Genomic DNA, 23,343 nt, shown 5'->3' with positions numbered 1-23,343 from the left:
CCGGCTACGCAGGGATGTTCAGGCGGGTGGTCGTGCGGCGTCGACGACGTCGTGCGCCGCGGACGTCGTCGCGGGGAACAGGCCGCCGACCGAGGCGAGCACGTGGCTCTCCCCGCCGAGCGCCTCGACCACCGAGGTCACCGGGGTGAGCGCCGCCGGCCCCACCATCGCCGGGACGACCCAGGACACCAGCCACATCACGAGCAGGGCGGTGACCCCACCCGTCACGGCGCCGACCAGGCGGTCCAGGAACGTCAGCTTCGCCCTGGCGAGCACCCGGCTGACCAGCCCGCCGAGGAACCCGCCGACAACCGAGCCCAGGAGCAGCCCGGCGCCGATCCCCAGCAGTCCCCACAGCCATGCCGAGTCCGGGGTGTCGCCGTAGCCCGCCAGGTTGGAACCCCAGGCGGCGCCGATCCCGGCCCCCACCACGAGCCCGAGCAGCCCGCCGGCCCTGGCGACGCCGTCCACCCTGCGGAGCCCGCCCACCGCAGCGGCCAGCACCACGATCACGACCAGCACGTCCAGCCAGGTCATGGCTCCCCCTTCCCGGGACGTCGTCCCCAGAGTGCCCACCGAACCTGAGACGCGGCTGAGGCACGGCCCCGGACCGGCCCCGCGGCCGTCCCGGTGTGCGCCGACGGCCGGGCGGGTATCCCCTGGGTCGCCCCGCGCCACGGAACGGAGGGACGACATGACTTCACCCGGGTCCGACCCGCGCCTGCTCGACCTGCTGCACCGGATCAGCTCCGCGCTGGTGGGCACGGTGCTCTGGGTCTTCGGATCGCTCGGCTTCGCGGACACCCTGGGTGTCCTCACGACCGACGGTCCCCCGTTGCTCGGGATGAGCACCAACACTCTGCTCTCCACGATCTCGCTGGTCGTCGGCACCGTCCTGATCGCGGCGGCGATCCGTGGCGGTCGGCTCGCCTCGACCGTGGCGGTCACCGTCGGCGCCCTGTTCCTGCTGTCGGGCGTCGTGAACGTCGTACTGATCGGCACGTCCTTCAACCCGCTGGCGTTCCGGATGTCCAACGTCGTGTTCAGCCTCGTCGTCGGGCTGGTCCTGCTGTACCTCGGCGCCTACGGCCGGTTCAGCGGCCGGCTGCCCGACGACAACCCGTACGCCGCCGAGCAGCGTCACCACGTCGACGCGGAGGACGGTGCCGACCGGGACCAGCTGCTGCCCCGCGACAAGGCCGGGATCGAGGCCGCCCGTTCGCTCGCCGAGACCGAGCGGACCGTCGCCGCCGGGGGCGGCACGGAGCGGGAGCGCCGTCTCCTCACCGAGGTCGACGCCCTCCGCGATCCGGCCGATCGCCGAGCCGCCTGGCAGGAAAGGACCGGATCGGGGAGCTGAGTGGTGATCGTCCGCGTACGCGGTACCGTGGGCCATTCCGTCCCGGGAGGGACCCGGGGCGCCGACGACCGGCCGGACGGGAGCCAGGAATCGACGTGACCGAGACGGGACCGACCGTCGGCGAGCCGACCACCACGGTCGACGCGCGCTGGGCGGACGCCCCCTGCGCCGCCGTGACCGTCGGCGCCGACGGCATCGTGCTGGAGGCGAACGACGCCGCGTACGGCGTCCTTCCCCAGGTCCGCACGGGCGAGCCGCTCGACCGCGTGGTGCCGTGGCTCGCCACGGCCCATGCCGCGACGTCCGAGCAGACCGGTACGCCGTCCGCGTTCTCCGATGTCATCGAGGGGCGCGCCGTGGAGGCGCAGCCGGTCCGGCACGACGACGGCTCCGTCACCTGGTGGCTGATCGACGTCACCGACGTCCGCTCCATCCGCGACGAGCTGCAGCTCGAGCAGGCCCGTGCCGCGTTCCTCTCCGAGGCCTCAGCCGCCCTGCTGGGATCGCTGAACCTCTCGCGGTGCATGGAGGTCACGGCCGAGCTCGCGGCCGGACGGCTGGCCGACGGGGCGCTGGTGATCACCCCGGCGACCCGCGGGCAGTTCCAGGTCGTGTCCGCGCCCTCGGGCGACACCGGCACGCCGCACAGCGCGCTGCTGCGGTTCGACCCCGACGAGGTGCCCGGGCTCGCCGAGGCGCTGCGGGGTTTCCCGCCGGTGCCGTCGCGCTGGATCGACCCGGCCACGGCGCCCGCCTGGGTGGCCCCGGGCGGTCTCGGCGAGGTCGGCTCGATCGTCGTCACACCGCTGCCCGGGCACGGGATCCCGGCCGGAGCGCTGGTGCTGCTGCGCCGGGCCGGTTCCGGGCCGTTCAGCGAGGGTGAGGAGGCGACCGCGCGCGAGTTCGCCGCGCGCGCCGGCCTCGCGATGTCGGCCGCCCGGATGTTCGCGCAGCAGGCGTCGATCACCGAGACGCTGATGCGGGAGCTGCTCCCACCGACGCTCCAGCACGTGTCCGGCGTCGACTTCGCCGGTGGCTACCGGCCCTCGCAGGACCACGAGCGGGTCGGCGGCGACTTCTACGACGTCCACGCCGCGGCCGAGGAGTCCGGCGAGACCCTCGCCGTGCTCGGCGACGTGTGCGGCAAGGGGCTCGAGGCCGCCGTGCTGACCGGCAAGATCCGCAGCGCGGTGCACGCCCTGCGCCCCATGTCGGGCGACCACCTCCGCCTGCTGCGCCTGCTCAACGACGCGCTGCTCAGCGACGACCACGCCCGCTTCGTGACCCTCGTCCTGGCGTCGGTGACCCGCCGCGGTTCGGACGTCGACGTGCGGCTGACGTGTGCGGGTCACCCGCCGCCGTTGATCATCCGGGCGGACGGCCGGGTCGAGGAGGCGGCCACGCTCGGCACCCTGGTCGGCGCGCTCCCGACGGTCGAGGCCACCACCTACGAGACCCGCCTCGCCCCCGGTGAGACGTGCCTGCTCTACACCGACGGGATCACCGAGGCGCAGGGCGGGCCGCTGGGCCGCGACCAGTTCGGCGAGGACCGGCTGCAGCGGGTCGCCGCCGAGTGCACGGGGCTGCCGGCCGAGGCCGTCGTGGAGCGGGTCCAGATGCTCGCGTCCGAGTGGGTCGGCCGCAACACCCACGACGACATGGCGCTCCTCGCCATCACCGCCCCGCGCGGCAGCCACCTGACCGCCGTCGGCGGGCACGGCCGGGGCCGGTACACCGCATGACCGGCAGGCCCGAGACCACCGGACAGGTCGCCCGGTACGCCGACCTCCTGTGGGACGCCGTGCTCCGCGGCGACGAGTACACCGCCGTCGACGTCGTGGTCGACGCGCTGCGTGACGGCGTCGACGCCGAGTCGGTACTGCTCGAGATCATCGGGGCCGTGCAGGGCCGGGTCGGCGAGGAATGGGCGGCGAACCGGATCTCGGTCGCCCAGGAGCACGCCGCGACCGCCATCAACGATCGCGTCATCGGCACCATCGTGCTCACGAGCGGGCGTGGCTCCGGCGAGCGCGGGCGGATCACCGTCGCGTGCGTCGACGGTGAGTGGCACGCGCTCCCCGCCCGCCTGCTGGCCGAGGTCCTCCGGCTGCGCGGGTTCACCGTCGACTATCTCGGGGCCCAGGTCCCGTCCCCGCACCTGATCACCCACCTGCACCGCACCGGTCCGGACGCGGTGGCCCTGTCGTCGTCGATCGCGACCCGGTTCCCCACCGCGCACGCGACGATCTCGGCCTGTCAGGCCGCCGGGGTACCGGTGATCGTCGGCGGGCCCGCGTTCGGGCGGGACGGACGGCACGCCCGGCAGCTCGGCGCGGACGCCTGGGCTCCTGACGCGCGGGCCGCCGCCGACACGCTGACGGCGGGCCTGCCGGCCCCGGCACACCCGCACGCGCAGCCGATGGACGACCTCCCCCATCTGTCCGACCAGGAGTTCACCCTGGTCAGCAGGAACACCCCGCAGCTCGTCGCGGCCGTCGTCGACCGGCTGCCCGAGCGGGTGCCGTCGATGTCCGGCTACGACGAGGCGCAGCGGATGCACACCGCCGAGGACGTCCGGCACATCGTCGACTTCCTCGGCGTCGCGCTCTACACCGGGGACTCGCGGGTGTTCACCGAGTTCCTCGACTGGACTGCCGCAGTGCTCTCCGCCCGCTCCGTCCCGGCAGGCGTGCTCGTCCCGGTGCTGGACCTGCTCGCCGACGAGCTGCGCGACTTCGTCCGGGCCGCGGAGCTGCTCCGCTCGGCGTCCGCCGGGCGGGCCGCGATCGACGCGGCCGGTGCCGCCGCCGAGGGACCCGGCGCCCCGCCGGGACCGGTTCCCGGCGATGCTCCCCTGCACCGGACCGGGGGGACCACGTGAACGCCCCGCGCGAGCTGTCGCTGACCTGGACGACCCCGCAGCCTGGGGTCGCGTCCGTGCACGTCGCCGGCGATCTCGACTACGACAGCGCCGACGCGCTGACGTCCGCTGTCGACGACCGGCTGCGCACCGCTGACCTGCGCGAGCTCCGGGTGGACTGCTCGGACCTGGCGTACTGCGACTCCTACGGTCTGTCCTCGCTGCTCATGGTCCGTCGCCGCACGGCGTCGGCCCGGGTGCCGATGCACCTCGACAACCGTGGCCCGGGGCTGGAGCGGCTGCTGCGGGTCACGAAGACGCTCGATCACCTCACCGGCGGGACGGCCGGTGTCCGCGAGGAGCAGTTCGACTCCTGATCCGGCCCGGCGAGCTCAGCCCCCGACGGTCACCGGCGGAAGGTTCGCCTCGATCGTGGCGCGGTCGGGCTCCAGCCACGGCGGCAGCCTCAACGTCCTTCCGAGCTCGAGCAGCGGCTCGTCGACGTCGAAATCGGGCCCGTCGGTGGCGATCTCGAAGAGCACCCCGCCCGGCTCCCGGAAGTAGATCGAGGTGAAGTACTGCCGGTCGAGGACGGCGGTGACGTCGAGGCCGCGCTCGACCAGCTCCGCCCGCCACCGCTCCTGGGCGGCGCGGTCGGCGACCCGGAACGCGACGTGGTGCACCGTGCCACCGGCGTGCAGTCCCTGACCGGACACCCCGCCGACGACGTCGACGGTCGTCGCGGCCGGGCCGGGCGCGGTGAACCGGGAGCGGGCGCCGTCGTCGCCGGCGTGGCTCAGGCCGAGTTCGGTCAGCATCCGCTGGGTCGGCTCGGCCTGCTCCTCGGAGAGCGTGACGGCGTGCAGGCCACGGACCGCGTGCTCGGCGGGCACGCTCCCGGAGCCGTCCCAGCCCGAGCGGTGGTCGCCGGGCGCCGCGACCAGCTCGACGACCAGACCGTCGGGGTCGCGCAGGGTCAGGGACTCCTCGCCGTCGCGGGTGACCGGGGCGTCGACGTCGACGCCCAGCCCCGCCAGCCGGGTCCGCCACCAGCCCAGCGACTCGGGTGGGATCCCGAACGCGGTCGAGGTGGTCAGTCCCGCGCCCTGCCGCCCCGGCCGGACGCCCGGCCACGGGAAGAAGGTGAGCAGCGTGGACGGGCGGCCGGCGCCGTCGCCGTAGTAGAGGTGGTGGACCTGCGGCGCGTCGAAGTTGACGGTGCGCTTGACCAGGCGCAGGCCGAGCACCGAGGTGTAGAAGTCGGCGTTCCGCTGCGGATCCCCGGCGATGGCGGTCACGTGGTGCAGGCCGTGCGGGATGTCGTCGGTCGTCATGTCCACCTCCGGGACGTTGCCGTCACAACTATCACGATCCGGGGCGGCCGTGCGGACATGAACCCGTCCGGGGCCGGGTACACCCCTGTCATGACGACGCCGCACGAGCCCCACACCGAGGGCCGGCCGGTCCCCACCGAGCAGAGCGACACGCCCGTGGACGAGAGCCCCGACGGGGACGGCGTCCACCTCGGTGAGCAGCCGGTCGAACGGGACGACGACCGTCCCGCGGCGTCCTGAACGACGACACACCCTTCCGAGAGGAGCACCTCATGGCCACCGTCCGTTACACGGTTCCCGGACTGGAGCGCGCCGAGGCCGAGCAGATCGTCGGCCTGCTCCAGAACCGCCTGCACGCTCTCAACGACCTCCAGCTCACGCTCAAGCACGTGCACTGGAACGTCATCGGCCCGAACTTCATCGCGGTGCACGAGATGCTCGACCCGCAGGTCGACTCCGTGCGCGGCTTCGCCGACGACGTCGCCGAGCGCATCGCCACCCTGGGCGGCTCGCCGGACGGCACCCCGGGTTCCCTGGTGCGGGAGCGCACCTGGGGTGACTACTCGATCGGCCGGGACGACGCGATCGCCCACCTCGGGGCGCTCGACCTCGTCTACAGCGGAGTGATCTCCGACCACCGCACGCAGATCGAGAAGCTCGAGACCCTCGACCAGGTCACCCAGGACATGCTGATCGCGCAGGCCGGTCAGCTCGAGCAGTACCAGTGGTTCGTCCGGGCGCACCTGGAGAACTCGGACGGCTCGCTGAACACCGCGGGCAAGGCGACGGAGTCCGGCGCGGCCGACGCCTCGCGCTGATCCGCCGGACACCCGTACCGGGCCCGGTCCCACCCAGGGGCCGGGCCCGCGGTGTGTCTACAGCTCCCCGTGCCGCCGCGCCCAGACGAGGCACCCCACCGGCACGACGACGAGCAGCACACCCAGGACGACGCCCGGGGCCACCGCCGCCGGCAGCGCCAGCACCACCAGTCCGAACACGACCGCGACCGCCATCACCGCGCCGACGACCCACCAGCGCAGCGGGGTCCCGGTGCGATGCACGGGCGGGTGTTCGTTGCCCTCGACGCCGGCGAGCCGGTGGGCGAGGCCGGGGTCGTCGCGCTGGGTCGACGCCGAGATCTGCTCCAGCACCCGTCTCTCGTCGTCGTCGAGCGGGCGCTCAGGCCGGTCGTCGCGCACCGACGGCCCCCTCGTCGTGGGCGGAAAGCGTGTCAGGAGCACGCTAGTCCCGCCCGGTGACCGTCGCCACCCGACGGCGTCGTGACCGAATCGTGTCACCGCCGTACGCCGGCGCCTCCTCGTCGCGGTTCTCCTGGTCAACCGGACACCACACCGGTTCCCCGGCTCGGCCCGCTCTGCGGAGCCTCCCGTCACGGGCTGCCACGGCTCCGCTCGGGCCTTACAGTCGTCGATCGACCCATCGGGGGGTTTCGTCCCGTACGACCTGTTTCACGGCTACCGGAAGGTCCGGAATTGATCACGCGATATCTCAAGGAGCACACGAGCCCACCGGTCTTCATCACCTCGGCCGTCCTGGCTCTCGCGTTCGTGCTCTGGGGGGGTCCTCTCCCCGTCGACGCTCGGGGCTGCGGCCGACACGGCCAACGGCTTCGTCACCGGCAACCTCGGCTGGCTCTACATCTTCTCGGCGAGCGGCTTTCTCGTCTTCGTCATCGTCCTGATGTGCTCGCGCTACGGACGAGTGCGGCTCGGGCCGTCGGACTCGACGCCGGAGTACAAGACGATCTCCTGGTTCGCGATGCTGTTCACCGCGGGCATGGGTATCGGGCTGGTGTTCTACGCGGTCGCGGAGCCGGTCACCCACTTCACCGCGCCGCCGACGGGCGAGGGCGCGACGCCCGAGGCCGCGCAGGACGCGATGCTCTACACCTTCTACCACTGGGGCCTGCACCCCTGGGCGATCTACATCGTCCTCGGGCTCGCGCTGGGCTACTTCTCCTTCCGCAAGGGGCTGCCGCTGCGTCCCGCCGCGGCGCTGTACCCGCTGATCGGGAACCGGATCAACTCCTGGCCCGGGTACCTGGTCGACGTGCTCGCGGTGTTCGGCACCCTGTTCGGCCTCGCGACCTCGCTGGGCATCGGGGGTCAGCAGGTGGGCGCCGGCCTGGAGACCCTGTTCGGCATCGAGAACACGACCACGCTCCAGGTGGTCCTCATCCTGCTGATCACCGCGGTCGCGGTGGTGTCGGTGATGCTCGGCATCGACAAGGGCATCCGGAACCTCTCGCTGGTCAACCTGTGGCTCGCACTGGCGCTGATGCTGTTCGTGTTCTTCTTCGGCCCGACCCGCGACCTGCTGAACTCGACCGCCTCGAACGTCGGGACGTACATCCAGCAGTTGCCCGGCCTCAGCTTCGAGACCTTCCCCGGTGACGCCGACGCGCAGAGCTGGCAGTCGAGCTGGACACTGTTCTACTGGGGCTGGTGGATCTCCTGGTCGCCGTTCGTCGGCATGTTCCTCGCCCGGATCTCCTACGGACGCACGATCCGGTCCTTCATCGGTGGTGCACTGTTCGCCCCGGTCGGCGCCTCGATGGTGTGGCTGAGCATCTTCGGTGACAGTGCACTGGACCTGCTCCAGGGGGATCCGGCGAACCCGCTCGCCGGCGCACCGGACTCACCCGAGACGTCGATGTTCACCCTGCTCCAGCAGCTGCCGGTGTCGGCGGTGCTGGCGACCATCGCCTCGGTGCTCTCCATCGTGGTCGTCGTGCTGTTCTTCGCCACGTCGTCGGACTCCGGCTCGCTCGTGGTCGACATCCTCACCAACGGCGGCGACCCGAACCCGGCGTGGCAGCAGCGGCTGTTCTGGGCCGTCCTGGAGGGCGTCATCGCCGCGGTCCTGCTGGGCGCGGGCGCCGCGGCCGGCGAGGACGCATTGTCCGCCCTCCAGACCGCATCCATCCTGGCCGGCCTGCCGCTGTGCATCGTGCTGATCCTCATGGCGGTCGGGCTCACCCGTGGTCTGCGGAGCGAACGGTTCGTGGTCGCGATACCGGTCGAACCGTCGCCGGCGGTCTCGCTGCGGACCAGCACGCAACGGACCGGTCCCGGAACCACGGGGACGGACGGCGGACCCGAGTTCGCGGACGGCCCGCTGCACACCGAGACGGCGGTCGCGACCGTCGCGACGTCACAGGCGCTCGAACCCGACGACGGCACCGCACCGGACGGCACGACGGACTCCGCGACGGAGACGCCCGGCGGGACCGGACCGCGCTGACCCCGACGGCGGGGCCGGCCTTCCCGGTCCCGCCGCGGTCGTCAGGCAGGTTCGTCCGCCCCGACCCAGAGCGCACGGGCCAGCGACGGCCCCCACTCCTCCTCGGCGTCGGCCGCGGTCCGGTCCGCCGCGTCGCCGCGGCGCAGCCGCACCACGAACGGGCCGTCGAACGGCTTGCGGGTGAGCAGGTCGACGCGGTCGCCGAGCCGGACGTCGTGGGCGTCGAGGTAGCGCAGCACCTCCGGGTCGGTGTCGTCGACCCGGACCAGCTCGCCGCCCTCGCCGAACTTCAGCTCGGGCAGCCGCCGCGCCCGGACCTCGGGCATCCGGCCGTCCCGGCCCGGGATCGGGTCCCCGTGCGGGTCGTACCGCGGGTGGCCGAGCCGGTCGTCGATCCGGTCCAGCAGCCGGTCGGACACCGCGTGCTCGAGAGCCTCGGCCTCCTCGTGCACCTCGTCCCAGGCCAGGTCCAGCTCGGTGACCAGGAACATCTCGATCAGCCGGTGCCGGCGCACGACGGCCAGCGCGGACTCCCGTCCGGACGGGGTGAGTGTGATCCCCGCGTACCGGGCGTGATCGACCAGACCCGCCTCGACGAGCTTGCGCACCATCCCCGACGCCGACGGCGACGACACCCCCAGCCGCTCGGCCAGCGCGGAGACACCCACCGACCCCTCCCAGCGCTCCGCCAGCAGGAAGATCGTCTTCAGGTAGTTCTCCACGGACTCCGAGTGGCGATCCGGGCTCATGCGGCCCACGGTATCCCGCGCGCGTCCCGGCCCCGACCGGCCGTCGGGCACGGCCGTCCGGGAACCCACCCGTCCGAGGTGCCGGGCCCGGACGCTCAGCCGGCCACGAGCCGGGTCAGCGGCCCGGTGTCGTACGGGGAGCCGAGAGCGGCGCCCAGGCAGAGCCCGTTCACCGCGGCGACCAGGAGCGCCCGGCGTCCGTCGTCGCCGGGGAGCAGTCGGGCGGCCGCTCGGGCGAGCGCCGTGTCCCAGCGGTGCAGCTCGCCCCGCAGGTCGTCGCGGCGGGCGGCGTGCAGGAGGAGCTCGTACTCGGCGACGGTCAGCAACCGGTCCTGGCGGGCACAGTCGTCGACCAGTGCGACCAGCTCACCGACCGAGCCGAGAGCCTCCAAGCGGGCCACCCAGCGGTCGTTCACGTCGGTGAGGGCCGCGATCAGCAGGCCGTCGACCGAGTCGAAGTAGTAGAGGACGGCGCTCGGCGGCACCCCGGCCTCCGTCGCGACCGCCCGCTGGGTCACGGCGGCGGTGCCGGACCGCCCGACGAGCCGCATCGTCGCGTCCAGGAGGGCGCGACGGCGCCGCTCCCCCTTGCGGAGCCGCCCGTCGGACGTCTCAGGCATGCGCGGACGACCCACCCATCTCGAGCGCGAGCACACCGCCGATGACCATCGCGATCCCACCGACCTGCACCCAGGTCAGGGACTCCCCCAGGAACGCCGCGCCGATCAGTGCGACGAGAGCGACGCCGACGGCCGCCCAGACGCCGTAGGCGATCCCCAGCGGCATCCCCCGGGTCAGGGCCTGGGACAGCGCCCAGAACGCGGTCCCGTAGCCGAGCACCGTGACCAGCGACGGCACCAGCCTGCTGAAGCCCTCCGAGAAGCGCAGCGAGACGGTGGCCGTCACCTCCGCGAGCACCGCCAGCGCCAGCCATCCCCACATGCCGTTCCTCCTCGGTCGTGTCCGGCGTCCACCACGCTACCGAGAATGTGGAGCAAACGCTCTGTTTTCTATGCCACCCGGTCGCCCGACATGCGTAACGGTTTTCATTGGATACGGTGGATCATCGTGACCACGCAGAGCAGTCGTCCGATCACCACATCCGGCTTCCCCGAACCCCGCCGTCACCACGACGGGGACGACGTCACACTGACCGTCGCGCGACTGGTCGCACTGTGCGACGAGCTGGAGCGGACGGACCTGCGCCCCGCCCCGGAGGTCGACGCGGCGTTCGGTGAGCTCGTCGGGCTGTGTTGTCATCCACCCACCGGCGACACCGCCCGCGTCCTCGAGCAGATCGCGCCGCACGCGGACCGCCTGCGCGAGCTGTCGTCCACCGGTGAGGGCCGGATGGAACAGCACTGGGCGGCGCGGATCGCCGCAGCCGCCGACCCGGTCGCCGAACTCGATCTCTTCCCCTACCTGGGCAACTACCACGATCTCGTCCGGCTGGAGCTCGCTTCCCTCGACGCGGTCGGGGTCCCCGCACCGCGCCGGGCCGTCGTGCTGGGCTCGGGCCCCCTGCCGCTCACCGGGCTGGTGCTGGCCGCCCGGCACGGCGCCGAGGTGGTGCACGTCGACCGTGACGCCGACGCGGCCCGTGCGGGTGACGCCGTCGCCACGGCGCTGGGGATCCCCGCTCGCACCCTGGTCGCCGACGTGACCGCGGCCGTCCCGGACCCCGGTCTGGACGCCGAGCTGGCGCAGGCCGACGTCGTGCTCGTCGGCGCGCTGGTCGGGGCGGACGCCCCGGAGAAGCGGGCGCTGACCACCCGGCTGGCGGAGGCCGCGCCCGGGGCGACGCTGCTGGTGCGCACCGCGGCCGGGCTGCGCACCCTGCTCTACCCGGAGGTGACGGCCGCGGACCTCCCGGACCTGGACGTCCTGCTGGAGGTCCATCCGTGGACCGACGTCGTCAACTCGGTCCTGGTGGCGCGCGGCGGGCGGTGAGACGCGGGGAGGGCCGTCCTGGACGGCGCACCGCCCCCGGTGGTCCGATGGCGGCGTGCCCGACACACCGCCCGCCGGAACCCCGGGCACCGGCGACACCGACGACGTCGGTGACCCGGGGTGCTGGCTGGACCGGCTGTGCCCGGACTGCGGGGCGATGCCCTCCCCCGGTGACGACGGCGCCCCGCCACGGACATGCTGGCGCTGCGGCGCCGCACTCGCACCCTGACGACCCCGTGTACTTGCGATCTCCTGACGATCGCCCGGCGGGCGCCACGGTCGCGCCGCGGTGGCGCGGCCCGCAGGGCACCCTGGGACCACCATGGCTGAACGCGGTGTGACACGGACCCGGGTCCTGCTGGTGGACGACGACGTCCGGATCGGGCGCGCGCTCGGGCTGGCGCTGGACGACGAGGGTTTCGACGTCGACGCCGTCCACACCGGCGAGGAGGCCCTCGAGCGCGCGGGCGACCCGGGCATCGACCTCGTCCTCCTCGACCTGATGCTGCCCGGCATCGACGGGTTCACCGTCTGCCGGCGACTCCGCGACGCCGGCGACCTGCCGATCATCATGGTGACCGCACGGTCGGACTCGGCGGACGTCATCACCGGGCTCGAGGCGGGTGCCGACGACTACGTGACGAAACCGCTGGTCGCCGGCGAGCTCGCGGCCCGGATCCGGGCGTTGCTGCGGCGGCGGCGCCCCGCACCCGCCGCGCCGCGCCGGCTGGTGCTCGGCGACGTCGAGCTGCGGCCCGACGAGGGCGTCGTGCTGCGGGCGGGCGCGCCGGTGCACCTCACCCGCACCGAGTTCCGGCTCCTCGCCGAGCTGGCCGCGGCCGCCGGGCGGATCGTCACCCGGGACGAGCTGCTGTCGCGGGTGTGGGGCTACGAGTACCACGGCGACACCCGGCTCCTCGACGTCCACGTGCGACGGCTGCGGCGCAAGGTCGAGACCGACCCGGACCGGCCGTCGGTCGTCCTGACGGTCCGGGGCGCCGGGTACAAGGTCGGGCAGGCCGAGGAACCGGTGCCCGGCCGGCCGGCGTGACCCGGCACGGCAGGATGCCGTCCGTGCTCGACCGCCTGCCGCTGCGCCACCTCCCGCTGCGCCACCGCGTCGGCGTCGCGTTCGCGCTGGTCTCGCTGGTCGTGACCGGGCTGTTCGCCACCGTCACCTGGAACCTCGCCTCCTACCACCTGGAGGAGCAGCGGATCGAGGGCGCGGTCCGGCAGGCCGACGTCAACCTGCGGCTCGTCGAGCAGGCCGTCACCACCCGGCCCGACGGGGACGGTCTGGGCGAGCTGCTCACCGGCCTCGCCGGGACGCCGGACACCACGGTGGCGCTGCGCCGCGACGGCCGCTGGACGACCAGCGGTCGTGCGGTCGACCCGGAGCTGCTCCCCCGCTCGCTGCTCGACGCGGCACGGCCGGGTGTCCCGGCCCGCGAGCAGCTCGTGGTCGGTGGGATGCCGGCACTCGTCGTCGCCCATCCGATGCCCGGCGGGGACCTCCTCGTGGAGGTCTTCCCGATCCAGCGGCCCGACGGCACCCTGCGGTTCCTGGGGCTGGTCCTGTTCGCCGGGGTCGCCGTCAGCACGGTGCTCGGGCTCGCGCTCGGCCACTGGGCCGGACGGCGGGCGCTGCTGCCGCTCACCGAGCTCACCCGGGCCGCCGGACGGGTCGCCGGCGGCGACCTGGCCGCCCGCCTCCCGGACAGCACCGACGCCGAGCTCGCGCCGCTGGTCGCCACGTTCAACCGGACCGCCGACGACCTGGAGCACCGGGTGCAGCGCGACGCCCGGTTCGCCGCCGACGTCAGCCACGAACTGCGGTCGCCGCTGACCACGCTGGTGAACGCGGTGGCGGTGCTGCGCAGGCGGCGCGCGGAGCTGCCGCCGACGGCGCAGCAGGCCGTGGACCTGCTCGACGGCGACGTCCAGCGGTTCCGCCGGATGGTGGTGGACCTGCTGGAGATCTCCCGCAGCGACGACCTGGAGCGGGAGCCGTGGGAGCTCGGTGAGCTCGTCCGTGGCCTGGTGGCGGCCCGGGGCTGCGGCACGCCGCCGGAGATCGACGCCCCCGCAGCGGTGACCGTCCATGCCGACCGGCGGCGACTCGACCAGGTGCTCGGCAACCTGCTCGACAACGCCGACGCGCACGGCGGCGGCGCGCTGCGGGTGGGCGTCTCGGCGCGCGACGGCCGCGCCCGCATCGAGGTCGACGACGACGGTCCCGGCGTCCCGGCCGGGCGCCGGACCGAGGTCTTCGAGCGGTTCTCCCGCGGGACCCTCGCCGGGAGCCGTGGCGACGGCGGCGGCACCGGGCTGGGTCTGTCGCTGGTCGCCGTGCACGTCCGGCGGCACGACGACAGCGTGTGGATCGAGGACCGGCCCGGCGGTGGTGCCCGGGTGGTCGTGGAGCTGCCCGGTGGGGGCCGCGCGCCGGATCAGCGGGGCCCGGGGCCCGGCTGACGGCCGCGGCGCGGCCGGGACGCGCAGGTGATGCAGGTCGTCGTCGCGGGCAGCGCCTCGAGGCGTTCCGTCCCGATCGGCCGTCCGCAGAGCACGCAGACGCCGTAGCTGCCGTCCGCAACCCGCTCCGCGGCCCTGCCGAGATCGGCGTGCTCCCGCTCGGCCACGTCGAGCAGCCCCTGCAGCTGCGCCCGCTGGACGGCGATCGTGACGCCCTCGGGATCGTGCTCGTCGTCGTGGCTGGTGAAGGCCTGCTCCTCGGCCAGCGCCTCGATCTCCCGCCGCAGCGACGCGATCCGGCCGGCCACACGGGCGCGCTCGGCGGCGAGGTCCATGCCCGAAGGATGACCGACGCGGGCCATCCGGGGGAACTCGCGCGCACCCGGCGGCCGCGGGTGCGAGGGTGCACCCGTGGATCACCTCGCGCGTCCGGTCTCCGGTGTCGGTGTCGTCCTCCGGCGCGACGACGGCCGGGTCGCCATCGGCCACCGCGTCACCGCCGGCGAGACGCCGAGCTGGTCGTTCCCCGGCGGGCACCTCGAGGGCGCCGAGGCCCCGGTGCGGACCGCGCTGCGCGAGCTCGCCGAGGAGACCGGGGTGGTGGCCACGACCGGCACGCTGTTCGCGGTGTGCGTGCGGACCGCCGGCAGCGGCGTCACGTTCGCGGTGCACGTGCCCGCCCCGGCCGGGGCCGAGCTCGCCGTCACCGAGCCGCACGCCGTCGACGCCTGGACCTGGGCCGACCCGGACGACCTGCCGGAACCGCTGTTCGCGCACACCGCCGCGGTGCGGCACGCGTGGCGGTCACCGGGCGTCCCGCTGGCGGGGTGGGACCTGCACGCGGTGGCGGGCGGGGTCGCCCTCGATCGATGAGTCCGGCCGGCGGGCGCGGTCACCAGGACATGCTCATCGTCGCCGGACACCTGCTCGTCGACGCCGCGGACCGCGACCGCTACGTCGCCGACTGCGCGACGGTCGTCGCGCTCGCCCGCGGTGCCGCCGGATGCCTCGACTTCACGATCACCGCCGATCCGCTCGACCCGCAGCGGGTGAACGTCTACGAGCGCTGGGCGGGCGAGGACGAGCTGCTGGCCTTCCGCGGCTCCGGCACGGACGACGGCACCGCCGCGCGGATCCTCACCGCCGACGTGCACCGGTACTCGATCTCGGCCGTCGGGGAGCCCTGACCCTCAGAGCGCGCCGGTGACGTCGTAGCGGTCCGGCCGGAACCCGTCGGCGACGACACCCCAGGCCAGGGACCCCGCCACGAACACCCCGCCGTAGGCCGCGAGGATCCGCCCAAAGTTCGCGTCCGGCTGCAGGGCCGCGACGAACCCGTAGATCCCCAGCGCGACCACGCCCGCCCCGATCCAGATCCAGCCACGATGCTCGCGGACCCCCTGCCAGACCAGCCACGCGCCGCCGATCTCGAACAGGGCGGCGAGCAGGAACAGCAGCACGGACTTGAGGATCAGCACGGGAGGACTCCGGTCGGGGCCGTGAACAGGTCGTCGAGCAGGTGGCGGGCGTCGGGAGGAGCGGACGCGTCGAGCCGGGCGCCGTCGTGGGTGACGGTGAGGGTGAAGGTGAAGAACGGGCAGCACCGCACCTCGTCGGCGATCAGCGCGGCGATCCCGGCGGTGCGGTCGTGGTCGATCTCCGTCCGGACGCTCCCGTCGCCGAGACGCCGGGGCGCCGTCCCGGTCAGGACCGTCCGCCAGCGGTCGAGCCGGGCGGCGTGCTCGTCGGGGTCCAGCGCGCAGACGATCGGGGGCGGTGGCGGGGGGTGGCCGGTGAGGAAGGCGCAGCCGGGGTCGCAGGGCGCGTCGCGGTCGGGCAGGGCACGCAGCCGGTCCCGGGCCGCGACGAGCCGCCCGCGGAACGCGCGGAGGTCCCGGACGCGGTCGTCGGCCGCGTCGATCTGGCCCGTGACCAGCGGGAGGAGCCGGCTGTGGACGTCGCGGCACATGCCGTCCCGCCAGACTCCGAGCAGGTCGCGGATCCGGTCGAGCGGGAGCCCGAGATCCTTGGCGGTGACGATGAACCGGACCCGCTCGACGTCGCGCTCGTCGTAGCTCCGGTAGCCGCCGGGGGTCCGCCGGGCGGAGAGCAGTCCCCGGGACTCGTAGTAGCGCAGCGTCGTCGCCGGGACGCCGACCCGTTCGGCGAGCTGCGAGATGCGGTAGCGGACCACGGCGCGACGGTAGACCTTCGAGCCGGGTCGAAGGTCAAGCGTGCGTGGGGCGGCACGCGTGGCCGTTCTGCACGCCGGAACCGGCCCCTGATGGTGCAGCCGACCGCGGGCGGTGAGCCGTCGCCCCTCTCCACACACGGAGAACCGGGTGGGCGACGCGGCGGAATTGTTCGAAGTTCTCGCGGGGGGCGACCGGCCAGGCACCAGGATCGGACGCCCGCAACCGTAGTGACCGGACACGCTCCATTCACTCCGCTCACTCTGTTCTTCGAGTCGAAGTTGCATCGGGTCGCAGTTTCGGTAATCATGTCCATCGGTGTCGCCGACGTTGTGCCCCCTCCGACGTCCGGCGTCGGCGACACCGACCCAGCGGATGCATTCCACAGACTGTGCATTGTCACCGCATGGCCCGACCCACCGGCGACAGTGACGATCGCGCCTGGTCACAGCGCCTCCTGAACGGACAGTCGAAGATTCTCGTCCTGCGCCCTTCACCGAGGCGTCCTGCCGACCGGACATCTTGTCCACACCGAGGAATCACCACCTCAGAACACCGACCGAGCAGTCGTCCGAGACGGGCGTTCGACCTATCGGCATCGGCGGCGACCACGCCACACTGGCGCCGAGGACCCCGACGGCGAGAAATTCGAGAATGGGAACGATGCACACCCAGAAGTGTCACTGCAGAGTATTCATGGTCCGGCGCGTGCTCTTCGCCGCTGTTCTGGGAATCATGATGGTCGGCCTGCTGGTCGTGGCAGGGGACTCCCTGGCCGCACACGTCATGGTATGGCTGCTACTGACCGCCGGCGCGGTACCGCTTTCCGTGGGAGCGGTCGTCGCCGTCCGCGACGATAGGGGTCATCGTCGTCCGGTGCTGCCCGGCAGCCGGCGGTGACCGGCCGGGTGGAGAGCTCCGAGATCATCGCGTTCGCGCTCGACGGGCGGCAGTACGAGGGCGAGTTGACACCGACGGAGGCACGCGCCCTGCGCGCCGCGCTCCATCCGTTCATCGCGGCCGGCCGTCGCGTGCCCCCACCGATCCGGCGCCCGCGCCGGAGACGGAGACCACGGGGCCGGAACCAGGTCATCCGCGACTGGGCGCGCGCCAACGGCTACTTCGTGGCGGACCGGGGCCGCATTCCCGACGCCATCGCGGACGCCTACCGGGAGCACGAGCGGGGAGAGCCATGATTGCACCGCACTCCGCGACGCCCTGAGCACGAGCCCGTGGCGGGCACGCGTCCGCCGCGACGGCACGTCCCGTCGACCGGACACGCCACGCCGCGCCGCCCGCCGTCATCGCCTCGCCGGGGACGACCGGCAACGTTAAGAACGCCTGAGGAATGGGCAACGGTGCGGAACTCTTCGCGTACACGGCGTTAATCTCGGAGTACGTCTGCTGACAGTCTCCGAGGACAAAGGTTTGATGACGAAGAACGATACCCCGGGGGCGGCTCTGGACGCCCTCGCCCGCTGTAGTTCCCAGCCCAACAAGGTGTTGCTCACCCGAGTGGGCCTGACACTCCCCGACGATCTGGACCTGGCCGAGTGGGAACGGGCCGGGATGCAGATCCAGCACATCATCGATTCGTCGACATGGTGCCTCGGCGACTGGCTGATCTTCGGCCGGGAGCATTTCCCGGGCCGCTACCGCCACGCGATCGATGCCGTCGGGCTGAAGTACCAGACGCTGCGCAACTACGCATGGGTGGCGCAGCGCTATACCGTGGAGCGACGTCATGCGGCGCTCACCTTCCAGCACCACGCCGAGGTGGCCTCGCTCCGCGATCCCGAGCAGGACCACTGGCTGCGCGAGGCGGCGAGGAACGGCTGGTCCACGAAGCAACTTCGTGCCGCGCTCCGCAACGCGATCGAGAACGATCCGTCCGGCCGGAATCCGTCCGGTGTCGTGCTCCCACGATTCCGGATCGACGAAGGCCGGCTGACGCAGTGGCGCTCGGCGGCCGAGCAGGCCGACATGTCGTTCGACGCCTGGGTCATCGCTGCGCTCGACGTGGCGGCCGACCAGCCGCGGGCGGACCAGCCGGTGTCGGACCCGCTGTCGCTGCCCGGCTGACCGGAGTCCTACGACATGTTCTTGAGCGCTCGATACGCGCGCTCCGCGCCCCGGTGCAGGGGAACGGGCAGCGTCATGATCGCGATCATGGGGTCGATCGCACGGGCGACGGGTGCTGCTCGTGCTGCTCGTACCAGATCGGCCCGCCGGTTCATGGTCGTCAAGGTCAGCGCGTACGCCAGCTCCTCAGGAAAGTCCTCCCGCACGAGCAGCAGATTCCGCACCGCCACCGTGTCGATGGGGCCGGTGGTTCCGGTATAGATCCCGCGCGGGACCACGGTGGCCGAGTACAGCGGGAAGTGCTGCCGGAAGATCGGCACCAGACGCTCCAGATCGAGCAGCCTGACCGGGTACCGGCGGGATGCCTCGACGATGGGGAAGGTCGGGACCGCTCCCGCCCACAGGAACGCGTCGATCTCCCGGCGCTCCAGCGAGACGATCGATCGCTGGAGTCCCTCCTCGCGCGCCGGCTCCTCCGCGGGATCGATGCCGGCGAACTCCAGGATGCGCGGTGCGAGCGCCCGTATACCGGATGACGTGTCCTCGACGGAGATGCGGCGGCCGCCCAGGTCCGCGATCTCCCGCAGGGTCGACTCCGCCGGCACGACGGCGTGGACGACGTCGTCGTGAAGACGCGCCAGCGCCCGCAACGCGAATCCGGGCGATCGCTCCAGCTCGGCCATGGCGCTGTCCACCGTCGCGATCGCGACGTCGGCGGTGCCACTGCGCAGGTGGTTCATCGTGCTCGCCGAACCCGGTCCACGGACCACGTCGACCTCGACGCCACTGCCGATCCTCCATTCGCGGGCCAGTGCATCGCCGAGCCGATACTGCGGTGCTTCTCCCGCGATCGTGGCGAAACGGATCCTTCCGGTCGCCTCTGCCGCATGACAGGAACTCACCAGTCCAGACGCGAGCAGGAAAAGGACGCTGCGCCGCGTCAGGGGCCGGCCACTCGCCATGGTCATCCTCGGGTGGAATGTGTTGTGCGCAGAAGAGTCAGCACGGCTTCCACGCCGTTTCCCTCGCGCGGGGACCGAAGGGTCAGTCGCCCATTGTTCCGATGGGCGAGGCTGGCGGCAATGGGAAGGCCGAGGCCGGTTCCGGAGAGCGGATCCTGGCCGGGTCCGCGCCAGAATCGTTGGACCGCCTTGCCGTGGTCGTCGGCCGGGAGCCCGGGCCCGTGGTCGCGGACGCGCACCTCGAGGGTGTCGGGGTCGGCGGCGACGACCGACAGCTCGATGTCCGTCGTCGCGGGTGCGAATCGCAGCGCGTTGTCGATGACGACGTCCAGCACGGTCTCGACGTCGTCGGGGCTGGCCAGGGCATGGCCGTCGACCGTGTCGTGGACGACCAGGCGGACGGACTCCAGCTCGGCGAGCGGGCTCCACGCCTCGGTCCGGCTGTCGATCACCGCGCGGAGCCGGCAGTGCCGGGTCCGCGCCGGCCTGTTCTCCGCCTTCGCCAGCGCGAGCATGCCGTCGACGAGATCGGAGAGGCGGTGCACCTCACGCAGCGCCGAACCGAGCTCCTCCTGGAGCCCCCGATCCACCTTCACGGTCACCACCAGGAGCCGGATCCGCAGCGCGGTGAGCGGGTTCCGCAACTGGTGGCTCGCATCCGTGGCGAAGGCGCTCTGACGTTCGAGCATGCACGCCAGCCGCTTCTGCAAGTGCTCGAATGACCTCTCCAGCCCCACGAGTTCCGGCGGCCCCTCCGGCGAACCGAGCGGGACCGCCGTACGCCCGATCTCGATGTTCCTCGACGCGTCGGCCATACGCGCTTCGAGCCGCCTGACGGGTTGCAGGATCCAGGTCCCGAGCCTGACGGCCGTCAGCAACGCGAGGCCGGCCAGGACGACGGCCCCCAGACCGAACAGGGCCCACCTGGTGGCGACGAGCACGCGCGTCGGGCGGGTGGGCGAGATCGTGACGACCGCGCCGAGGATGCGTCCCTCGGCGATGACGGGAACCGCGACGATGAGCGGGCGTGACGTCCACGGCCACGTGATGTCCCTCGACTGCGCGGGCCGTCCGGCCAGCGCGGCAGACGTGATCGACTCGTTCCTCAGGAGTTCCGACCGATCCGCGTCGCTCAGCCGTTCGGGCGCCATCAGGATTCCCTGCGACGTGTCGACGAGGAGCACGGTGATCCCGTACAGGTGGTGGTACTGGACCGCGTGAGCCCGGAGATCCGTGTACGCCGTCTCCACGAGAGGGCGCTCCGCGAGTGCGGCGAACCAGCTCGTGTCCGACAGCCGGTCGTTCCGCAGCTGCTGCTCCGCCCAGAAGTTCGACAGGAGCGCGAGCGGCCCTCCCAGCGAGACGATGGCGATCACGACAGCGGCCATGAGCGCTGTCACCATGCGTACCCGCATGCCGGCTACTCCGGTCCCCGCGATCGATCGACCGTCACCGCCAGGCGGTACCCGACCCCGCGGATCGTCTCGATCACGTCGGACCGTCCCAGCTTGCGACGCAACGTCGCGATGTTGGTGTCCAGAGTCCTGTCGGCACCGGACCACCAGCGACCCCAGATCTGGGCGATGAGGCGGCGACGAGTGCACACCGACCCGTCCGCCTCGGCGATCGCGACGACCAGCTGCAGCTCCTTGGTACCCAGGAGGACCTCGTCACCGCCGACGAACACCCGGTACGACGCCAGGTCGATCTCGACGTCGCCGGCGACGACCAGCGACGACCGGGACCGCAGGGCCGGCCGGGGACGGAGCGTCGCGCGCAGCCGCGCGAGCAGCTCGTCGACGTGGAACGGCTTCACGATGTAGTCGACGGCCCCGGAGTCCAGACCCAGGATCCGGTCCTCCACGTCACCCCTGGCCGTCGTGATGACGACCGGGACCAGCCGGCACTGACGCAACTGCCGGCAGAGTTCGATCCCGTCCACATCGGGCAGCCCCAGGTCGAGCACCACCACGTCACAGAATGCGACGAATGCGAATGCATCGGAACCCCGTGACACACGGTCGTAGAGGATCGCGTGCGCGTCGAAAGCAGCGCCCACGGCGGAAGCAACTCCGTCGTCGTCCTCCACCAGCAGCACGCGCATGTTCGAGAGTGTTACACCTGTCTGCGGCCAGGATGTCGACGACACTCCTCAGGGCAGAAATCGGCCGGGCCGCCCCATGCGTCACTTCGGATATCCGGTTCGCTCACCGGACAATTGATGAGGACGCGACCGACCGTTACCCCGCCCCTCACACACAGGGAGCGGGGCGACCCCGGCTGCCGCCCGGCACGCCGGGTGCCGGGCGTCCGATCCGTCGCCGGTACGGCTCCGGTGGTCGGTGTGGGCCACGCCGGCCATGGCCAGGACCGCCGCCGCCACCATCACGACGGGGAGGAGGTAGGCCAGCGCCGGAGCGACACCGTGGACGAGCGCACCGACCGCGGCCCCGGCCACGACGGTGAGGATGCGCAGCCCGGCGTTGCCGTCCCAGCGAGGCCGGTCGACGTCCACCATCGAGGACACCCAGTTCGTCACCACCCCGGTCATGTAGTTGGTGGGGGTCCCGATCGGACCGACGTGGCGGAACGCCGCGGCCTGCAGGCCCATCGCGAGCGCGCCCCCGGACACGAGCACGGCGACGTGGAGGGGCTGGTGTCCGAGGGACGACAGCGTCCACCATCCGAGTCCGACCAGGACCAGGACCAGGGCCAGGGCCAGGGCCAGGGCCAGGGCCAGGGCCAGGAACTCTCCCGCCAGGGCGACGCACACCGCGTGACGCCACGGCAGCCTGCGCAGAGCGAGGCCCACGACGACGGTCCCCAGGCCGAGCCCGATGACGTAACCGCCGAGCGCACACATCGGCGACGACACGGCCGCCCAGTTCCCGTGCCCCAGGACGAGGCCGAGATGGACGAAGTTCCCCGTCATAGCACCGGCGAACACGCCGTCGAAGGCGAAGAACGTGACGGCGTCCAGTGATCCTGCCGTCGCTGCCAGCAGGATCGTGACGACACCGAGAAGTCGAGGGGCGCGTTCCGGGAGGTCGAAACCGTTCATGCCGATATCCTGATCATCGCCGTGCAACGATTTCAAACAGCGCGCCCACACTGTGGGATTCCATTAAAGAAACCCTATGGGGCGGCTATTTCTCAGTTATTTTCGCCCGGAACGGGCACCTTTCTCAGTGCACCCGGCCGAGGATCACCGCCAGCTGGTCGGGCATCGAGACCGTCGGGTGGTGGGAGGACGGCAGCCGTTCGACGTGGTCGGCCGCGGCCGCCATCTCCTCCTGCTGCTCCGGCGGCAACGCCTCGTCCTGCTCGGTGACGACGTACGTGGTCGGGTGCGTGCGCTCCGGCGCGGAGCTGACCGACACGGCACTGGAGATCGACTGCGGCATCATCCGGCGCAGGCCCGCCTCGGCCTGGACCTTCTCGACGTCGGCGCACAGCACCTGGCGGAGGAGCTCGAGGTCGTCCGTCGCACGGAGGGTCCCGTCCTCGTACGGGGCGACCCAGCCCGGCGGCGGGCCCCCACGGGTGAGCAGGTCCATCATCGACTGGTCGCGTGCGGGCCACGCGGCGCAGACGTAGACGGAGTGGACGACGCGCGGATGGTCGGCCAGCTCGGTGACGACCATCCCGCCGTAGGAGTGCCCGACGAGGACGACATCGTCGCCGGTGCGCTCGACCAGCTCGGTCACGACCTCCACGTCGTCGGCCAGGTCACCGAGGGCGGCCGGATCGGGCCCGGCGCTGGGGAGCTGCTCGACCACCTCGACGCGGTGCCCCGACTTCTCCAGCCGCGGTGCGACGTCGTCCCAGAACCATCCACCGACGAATCCGCCGTGCACCAGGACGAAGGTGGTCATCGCGGAAGCCTCCGTGCTCCGTACGCCGGACCGCTGGGCGGAGCAGTGTGTCCCACCGGCGCCGGGACCTCATCGGCTCGATTGACGAGGCGCCGGACGGCTGGCATGTGCGCCGAGTCACCCCCCCCCCGGGACAGCACCGCCGCGGGCGGTGACGAGTGAGCAGTCCGCCGCATCGGGCCGGAGCGCGCCCGCTCGTGCGGACGGCGAGGGGCGAGTCATGGCGGAGAGCGGTCCGGC

General features: G+C 72.6%; 30 protein-coding genes. 16 read left to right on the top strand and 14 right to left on the bottom strand.

Annotated features, from left to right (window positions below):
- Positions 1-18: 18 nt before the first annotated feature.
- Positions 19-537: a CvpA family protein gene (locus tag Ae150APs1_RS18160; RefSeq protein ID WP_010241821.1), complete on the bottom strand. Its 519-nt coding sequence runs from the start codon at positions 535-537 to the stop codon at positions 19-21.
- Positions 538-694: 157 nt separating this feature from the next.
- Between Ae150APs1_RS18160 and Ae150APs1_RS31330 the strand changes: the two genes are divergently transcribed.
- The 4 genes from Ae150APs1_RS31330 (at position 695) to Ae150APs1_RS18140 (ending at position 4,597) form a co-directional block, all read left to right on the top strand.
- Entirely contained in the window at positions 695-1,360 is a 666-nt protein-coding gene (locus tag Ae150APs1_RS31330) for a DUF4383 domain-containing protein (protein ID WP_075299169.1), read from the top strand.
- Between the two features lie 95 nt (positions 1,361-1,455).
- Positions 1,456-3,102, top strand: coding sequence for a GAF domain-containing SpoIIE family protein phosphatase (locus Ae150APs1_RS18150; RefSeq protein ID WP_075299167.1), 1,647 nt, complete (start codon positions 1,456-1,458; stop codon positions 3,100-3,102).
- Positions 3,099-4,241 carry a cobalamin-dependent protein gene (locus tag Ae150APs1_RS18145; protein ID WP_075299165.1) on the top strand — a complete coding sequence of 381 codons (1,143 nt, stop codon included), beginning with the start codon at positions 3,099-3,101 and terminating at the stop codon, positions 4,239-4,241. The genes Ae150APs1_RS18150 and Ae150APs1_RS18145 overlap by 4 nt, the downstream gene beginning before the upstream one ends.
- On the top strand, positions 4,238-4,597 hold the full coding sequence (locus Ae150APs1_RS18140) for an STAS domain-containing protein (protein WP_212567226.1): 360 nt from the start codon (positions 4,238-4,240) through the stop codon (positions 4,595-4,597). Before Ae150APs1_RS18145 ends, Ae150APs1_RS18140 begins: the two co-directional genes overlap by 4 nt.
- 15 nt (positions 4,598-4,612) lie before the next feature.
- On the opposite strand, the gene Ae150APs1_RS18135 is transcribed toward Ae150APs1_RS18140, so the two are convergent.
- Positions 4,613-5,554 carry a ring-cleaving dioxygenase gene (locus Ae150APs1_RS18135; protein ID WP_075302262.1) on the bottom strand — a complete coding sequence of 314 codons (942 nt, stop codon included), beginning with the start codon at positions 5,552-5,554 and terminating at the stop codon, positions 4,613-4,615.
- 90 nt (positions 5,555-5,644) lie between these two features.
- Between Ae150APs1_RS18135 and Ae150APs1_RS32130 the strand changes: the two genes are divergently transcribed.
- Together Ae150APs1_RS32130 and Ae150APs1_RS18125 are read left to right on the top strand one after the other, a co-directional pair.
- Positions 5,645-5,794: a hypothetical protein gene (locus Ae150APs1_RS32130; RefSeq protein ID WP_157179035.1), complete on the top strand. Its 150-nt coding sequence runs from the start codon at positions 5,645-5,647 to the stop codon at positions 5,792-5,794.
- Between the two features lie 32 nt (positions 5,795-5,826).
- Positions 5,827-6,372, top strand: coding sequence for a DNA starvation/stationary phase protection protein (locus Ae150APs1_RS18125; RefSeq protein WP_075299161.1), 546 nt, complete (start codon positions 5,827-5,829; stop codon positions 6,370-6,372).
- Positions 6,373-6,429: 57 nt separating this feature from the next.
- Here the strand turns inward: Ae150APs1_RS18125 and Ae150APs1_RS31325 are convergent, their stop codons facing one another.
- The gene (locus Ae150APs1_RS31325; protein WP_010241808.1) at positions 6,430-6,753 is read right to left on the bottom strand and encodes a DUF3040 domain-containing protein; all 324 of its coding nucleotides are present in this window, start codon (positions 6,751-6,753) and stop codon (positions 6,430-6,432) included.
- A 307-nt stretch (positions 6,754-7,060) separates the two neighbouring features.
- On the opposite strand from Ae150APs1_RS31325, the gene Ae150APs1_RS18115 reads away from it, so the two are divergent.
- The gene (locus Ae150APs1_RS18115) at positions 7,061-8,818 is read left to right on the top strand and encodes a BCCT family transporter (protein ID WP_249266569.1); all 1,758 of its coding nucleotides are present in this window, start codon (positions 7,061-7,063) and stop codon (positions 8,816-8,818) included.
- Positions 8,819-8,859: 41 nt separating this feature from the next.
- Here Ae150APs1_RS18115 and Ae150APs1_RS18110 read toward each other — a convergent pair whose 3' ends face one another.
- The 3 genes from Ae150APs1_RS18110 to Ae150APs1_RS18100 form a co-directional block, all read right to left on the bottom strand.
- Complete coding sequence (locus tag Ae150APs1_RS18110) at positions 8,860-9,567, bottom strand: metal-dependent transcriptional regulator (protein ID WP_075299159.1); 708 nt, start codon at positions 9,565-9,567, stop codon at positions 8,860-8,862.
- Between the two features lie 95 nt (positions 9,568-9,662).
- Positions 9,663-10,187, bottom strand: a complete 525-nt coding sequence (locus tag Ae150APs1_RS18105; protein WP_075299157.1) for a TetR/AcrR family transcriptional regulator — start codon at positions 10,185-10,187, stop codon at positions 9,663-9,665.
- Positions 10,180-10,509, bottom strand: coding sequence for a multidrug efflux SMR transporter (locus tag Ae150APs1_RS18100; protein ID WP_075299155.1), 330 nt, complete (start codon positions 10,507-10,509; stop codon positions 10,180-10,182). Before Ae150APs1_RS18100 ends, Ae150APs1_RS18105 begins: the two co-directional genes overlap by 8 nt.
- 126 nt (positions 10,510-10,635) lie before the next feature.
- On the opposite strand from Ae150APs1_RS18100, the gene Ae150APs1_RS18095 reads away from it, so the two are divergent.
- From Ae150APs1_RS18095 to Ae150APs1_RS18085, 4 genes are all read left to right on the top strand, one after another.
- Entirely contained in the window at positions 10,636-11,517 is an 882-nt protein-coding gene (locus Ae150APs1_RS18095; RefSeq protein WP_249266385.1) for a nicotianamine synthase family protein, read from the top strand.
- Between the two features lie 55 nt (positions 11,518-11,572).
- Positions 11,573-11,746, top strand: coding sequence for a hypothetical protein (locus tag Ae150APs1_RS32125; RefSeq protein ID WP_170918103.1), 174 nt, complete (start codon positions 11,573-11,575; stop codon positions 11,744-11,746).
- Between the two features lie 108 nt (positions 11,747-11,854).
- Positions 11,855-12,568, top strand: a complete 714-nt coding sequence (locus tag Ae150APs1_RS18090; protein WP_283160251.1) for a response regulator transcription factor — start codon at positions 11,855-11,857, stop codon at positions 12,566-12,568.
- A gap of 14 nt (positions 12,569-12,582) precedes the next feature.
- Positions 12,583-13,992 carry a HAMP domain-containing sensor histidine kinase gene (locus Ae150APs1_RS18085; protein WP_075302258.1) on the top strand — a complete coding sequence of 470 codons (1,410 nt, stop codon included), beginning with the start codon at positions 12,583-12,585 and terminating at the stop codon, positions 13,990-13,992.
- Here the strand turns inward: Ae150APs1_RS18085 and Ae150APs1_RS18080 are convergent.
- Positions 13,968-14,327 carry a TraR/DksA C4-type zinc finger protein gene (locus tag Ae150APs1_RS18080; protein WP_010241797.1) on the bottom strand — a complete coding sequence of 120 codons (360 nt, stop codon included), beginning with the start codon at positions 14,325-14,327 and terminating at the stop codon, positions 13,968-13,970. The two genes, Ae150APs1_RS18085 and Ae150APs1_RS18080, sit on opposite strands and share 25 nt — an antisense overlap.
- A gap of 76 nt (positions 14,328-14,403) precedes the next feature.
- Here Ae150APs1_RS18080 and Ae150APs1_RS18075 point away from each other — a divergent pair, with 76 nt between their 5' ends.
- Together Ae150APs1_RS18075 and Ae150APs1_RS18070 are read left to right on the top strand one after the other, a co-directional pair.
- On the top strand, positions 14,404-14,865 hold the full coding sequence (locus Ae150APs1_RS18075) for an NUDIX domain-containing protein (protein WP_075299151.1): 462 nt from the start codon (positions 14,404-14,406) through the stop codon (positions 14,863-14,865).
- Positions 14,862-15,179 (top strand): antibiotic biosynthesis monooxygenase family protein, encoded by a 318-nt coding sequence (locus tag Ae150APs1_RS18070; RefSeq protein ID WP_249266384.1) that lies wholly within the window; start codon positions 14,862-14,864, stop codon positions 15,177-15,179. Before Ae150APs1_RS18075 ends, Ae150APs1_RS18070 begins: the two co-directional genes overlap by 4 nt.
- A gap of 3 nt (positions 15,180-15,182) precedes the next feature.
- On the opposite strand, the gene Ae150APs1_RS18065 is transcribed toward Ae150APs1_RS18070, so the two are convergent.
- Both Ae150APs1_RS18065 and Ae150APs1_RS18060 read right to left on the bottom strand, forming a co-directional pair.
- Positions 15,183-15,470, bottom strand: a complete 288-nt coding sequence (locus Ae150APs1_RS18065; RefSeq protein WP_075299150.1) for a YnfA family protein — start codon at positions 15,468-15,470, stop codon at positions 15,183-15,185.
- Positions 15,464-16,186 (bottom strand): MerR family transcriptional regulator, encoded by a 723-nt coding sequence (locus Ae150APs1_RS18060; RefSeq protein ID WP_075299149.1) that lies wholly within the window; start codon positions 16,184-16,186, stop codon positions 15,464-15,466. Before Ae150APs1_RS18060 ends, Ae150APs1_RS18065 begins: the two co-directional genes overlap by 7 nt.
- Positions 16,187-16,892: 706 nt before the next feature.
- Between Ae150APs1_RS18060 and Ae150APs1_RS18055 the strand changes: the two genes are divergently transcribed.
- From Ae150APs1_RS18055 to Ae150APs1_RS18045, 3 genes are all read left to right on the top strand, one after another.
- Positions 16,893-17,084, top strand: coding sequence for a hypothetical protein (locus Ae150APs1_RS18055; protein WP_139316967.1), 192 nt, complete (start codon positions 16,893-16,895; stop codon positions 17,082-17,084).
- An 8-nt stretch (positions 17,085-17,092) separates the two neighbouring features.
- Entirely contained in the window at positions 17,093-17,380 is a 288-nt protein-coding gene (locus tag Ae150APs1_RS18050; RefSeq protein ID WP_212567225.1) for a histone-like nucleoid-structuring protein Lsr2, read from the top strand.
- A 235-nt stretch (positions 17,381-17,615) separates the two neighbouring features.
- Positions 17,616-18,266 carry an LmbU family transcriptional regulator gene (locus tag Ae150APs1_RS18045; RefSeq protein ID WP_249266383.1) on the top strand — a complete coding sequence of 217 codons (651 nt, stop codon included), beginning with the start codon at positions 17,616-17,618 and terminating at the stop codon, positions 18,264-18,266.
- Positions 18,267-18,274: 8 nt separating this feature from the next.
- On the opposite strand, the gene Ae150APs1_RS18040 is transcribed toward Ae150APs1_RS18045, so the two are convergent.
- The 5 genes from Ae150APs1_RS18040 to Ae150APs1_RS18020 form a co-directional block, all read right to left on the bottom strand.
- Entirely contained in the window at positions 18,275-19,228 is a 954-nt protein-coding gene (locus Ae150APs1_RS18040) for a TAXI family TRAP transporter solute-binding subunit (RefSeq protein ID WP_075299145.1), read from the bottom strand.
- Positions 19,229-19,230: 2 nt separating this feature from the next.
- Complete coding sequence (locus tag Ae150APs1_RS18035) at positions 19,231-20,616, bottom strand: HAMP domain-containing sensor histidine kinase (RefSeq protein ID WP_170918102.1); 1,386 nt, start codon at positions 20,614-20,616, stop codon at positions 19,231-19,233.
- A 32-nt stretch (positions 20,617-20,648) separates the two neighbouring features.
- Positions 20,649-21,332 (bottom strand): response regulator transcription factor, encoded by a 684-nt coding sequence (locus Ae150APs1_RS18030; protein ID WP_075299143.1) that lies wholly within the window; start codon positions 21,330-21,332, stop codon positions 20,649-20,651.
- An 81-nt stretch (positions 21,333-21,413) separates the two neighbouring features.
- On the bottom strand, positions 21,414-22,289 hold the full coding sequence (locus tag Ae150APs1_RS18025; protein ID WP_075299141.1) for a YoaK family protein: 876 nt from the start codon (positions 22,287-22,289) through the stop codon (positions 21,414-21,416).
- 124 nt (positions 22,290-22,413) lie between these two features.
- Positions 22,414-23,103, bottom strand: coding sequence for an alpha/beta hydrolase (locus tag Ae150APs1_RS18020; protein ID WP_075299139.1), 690 nt, complete (start codon positions 23,101-23,103; stop codon positions 22,414-22,416).
- Between the last annotated feature and the right edge of the window lie 240 nt (positions 23,104-23,343).

The organism is Pseudonocardia sp. Ae150A_Ps1, from assembly GCF_001932315.1.
In the GTDB taxonomy this organism is placed as follows: Bacteria; Actinomycetota; Actinomycetes; order Mycobacteriales; family Pseudonocardiaceae; genus Pseudonocardia.
Note: the sequence above shows the minus strand (reverse complement) of the source record. Positions and strands in the feature narration are given on the sequence as shown.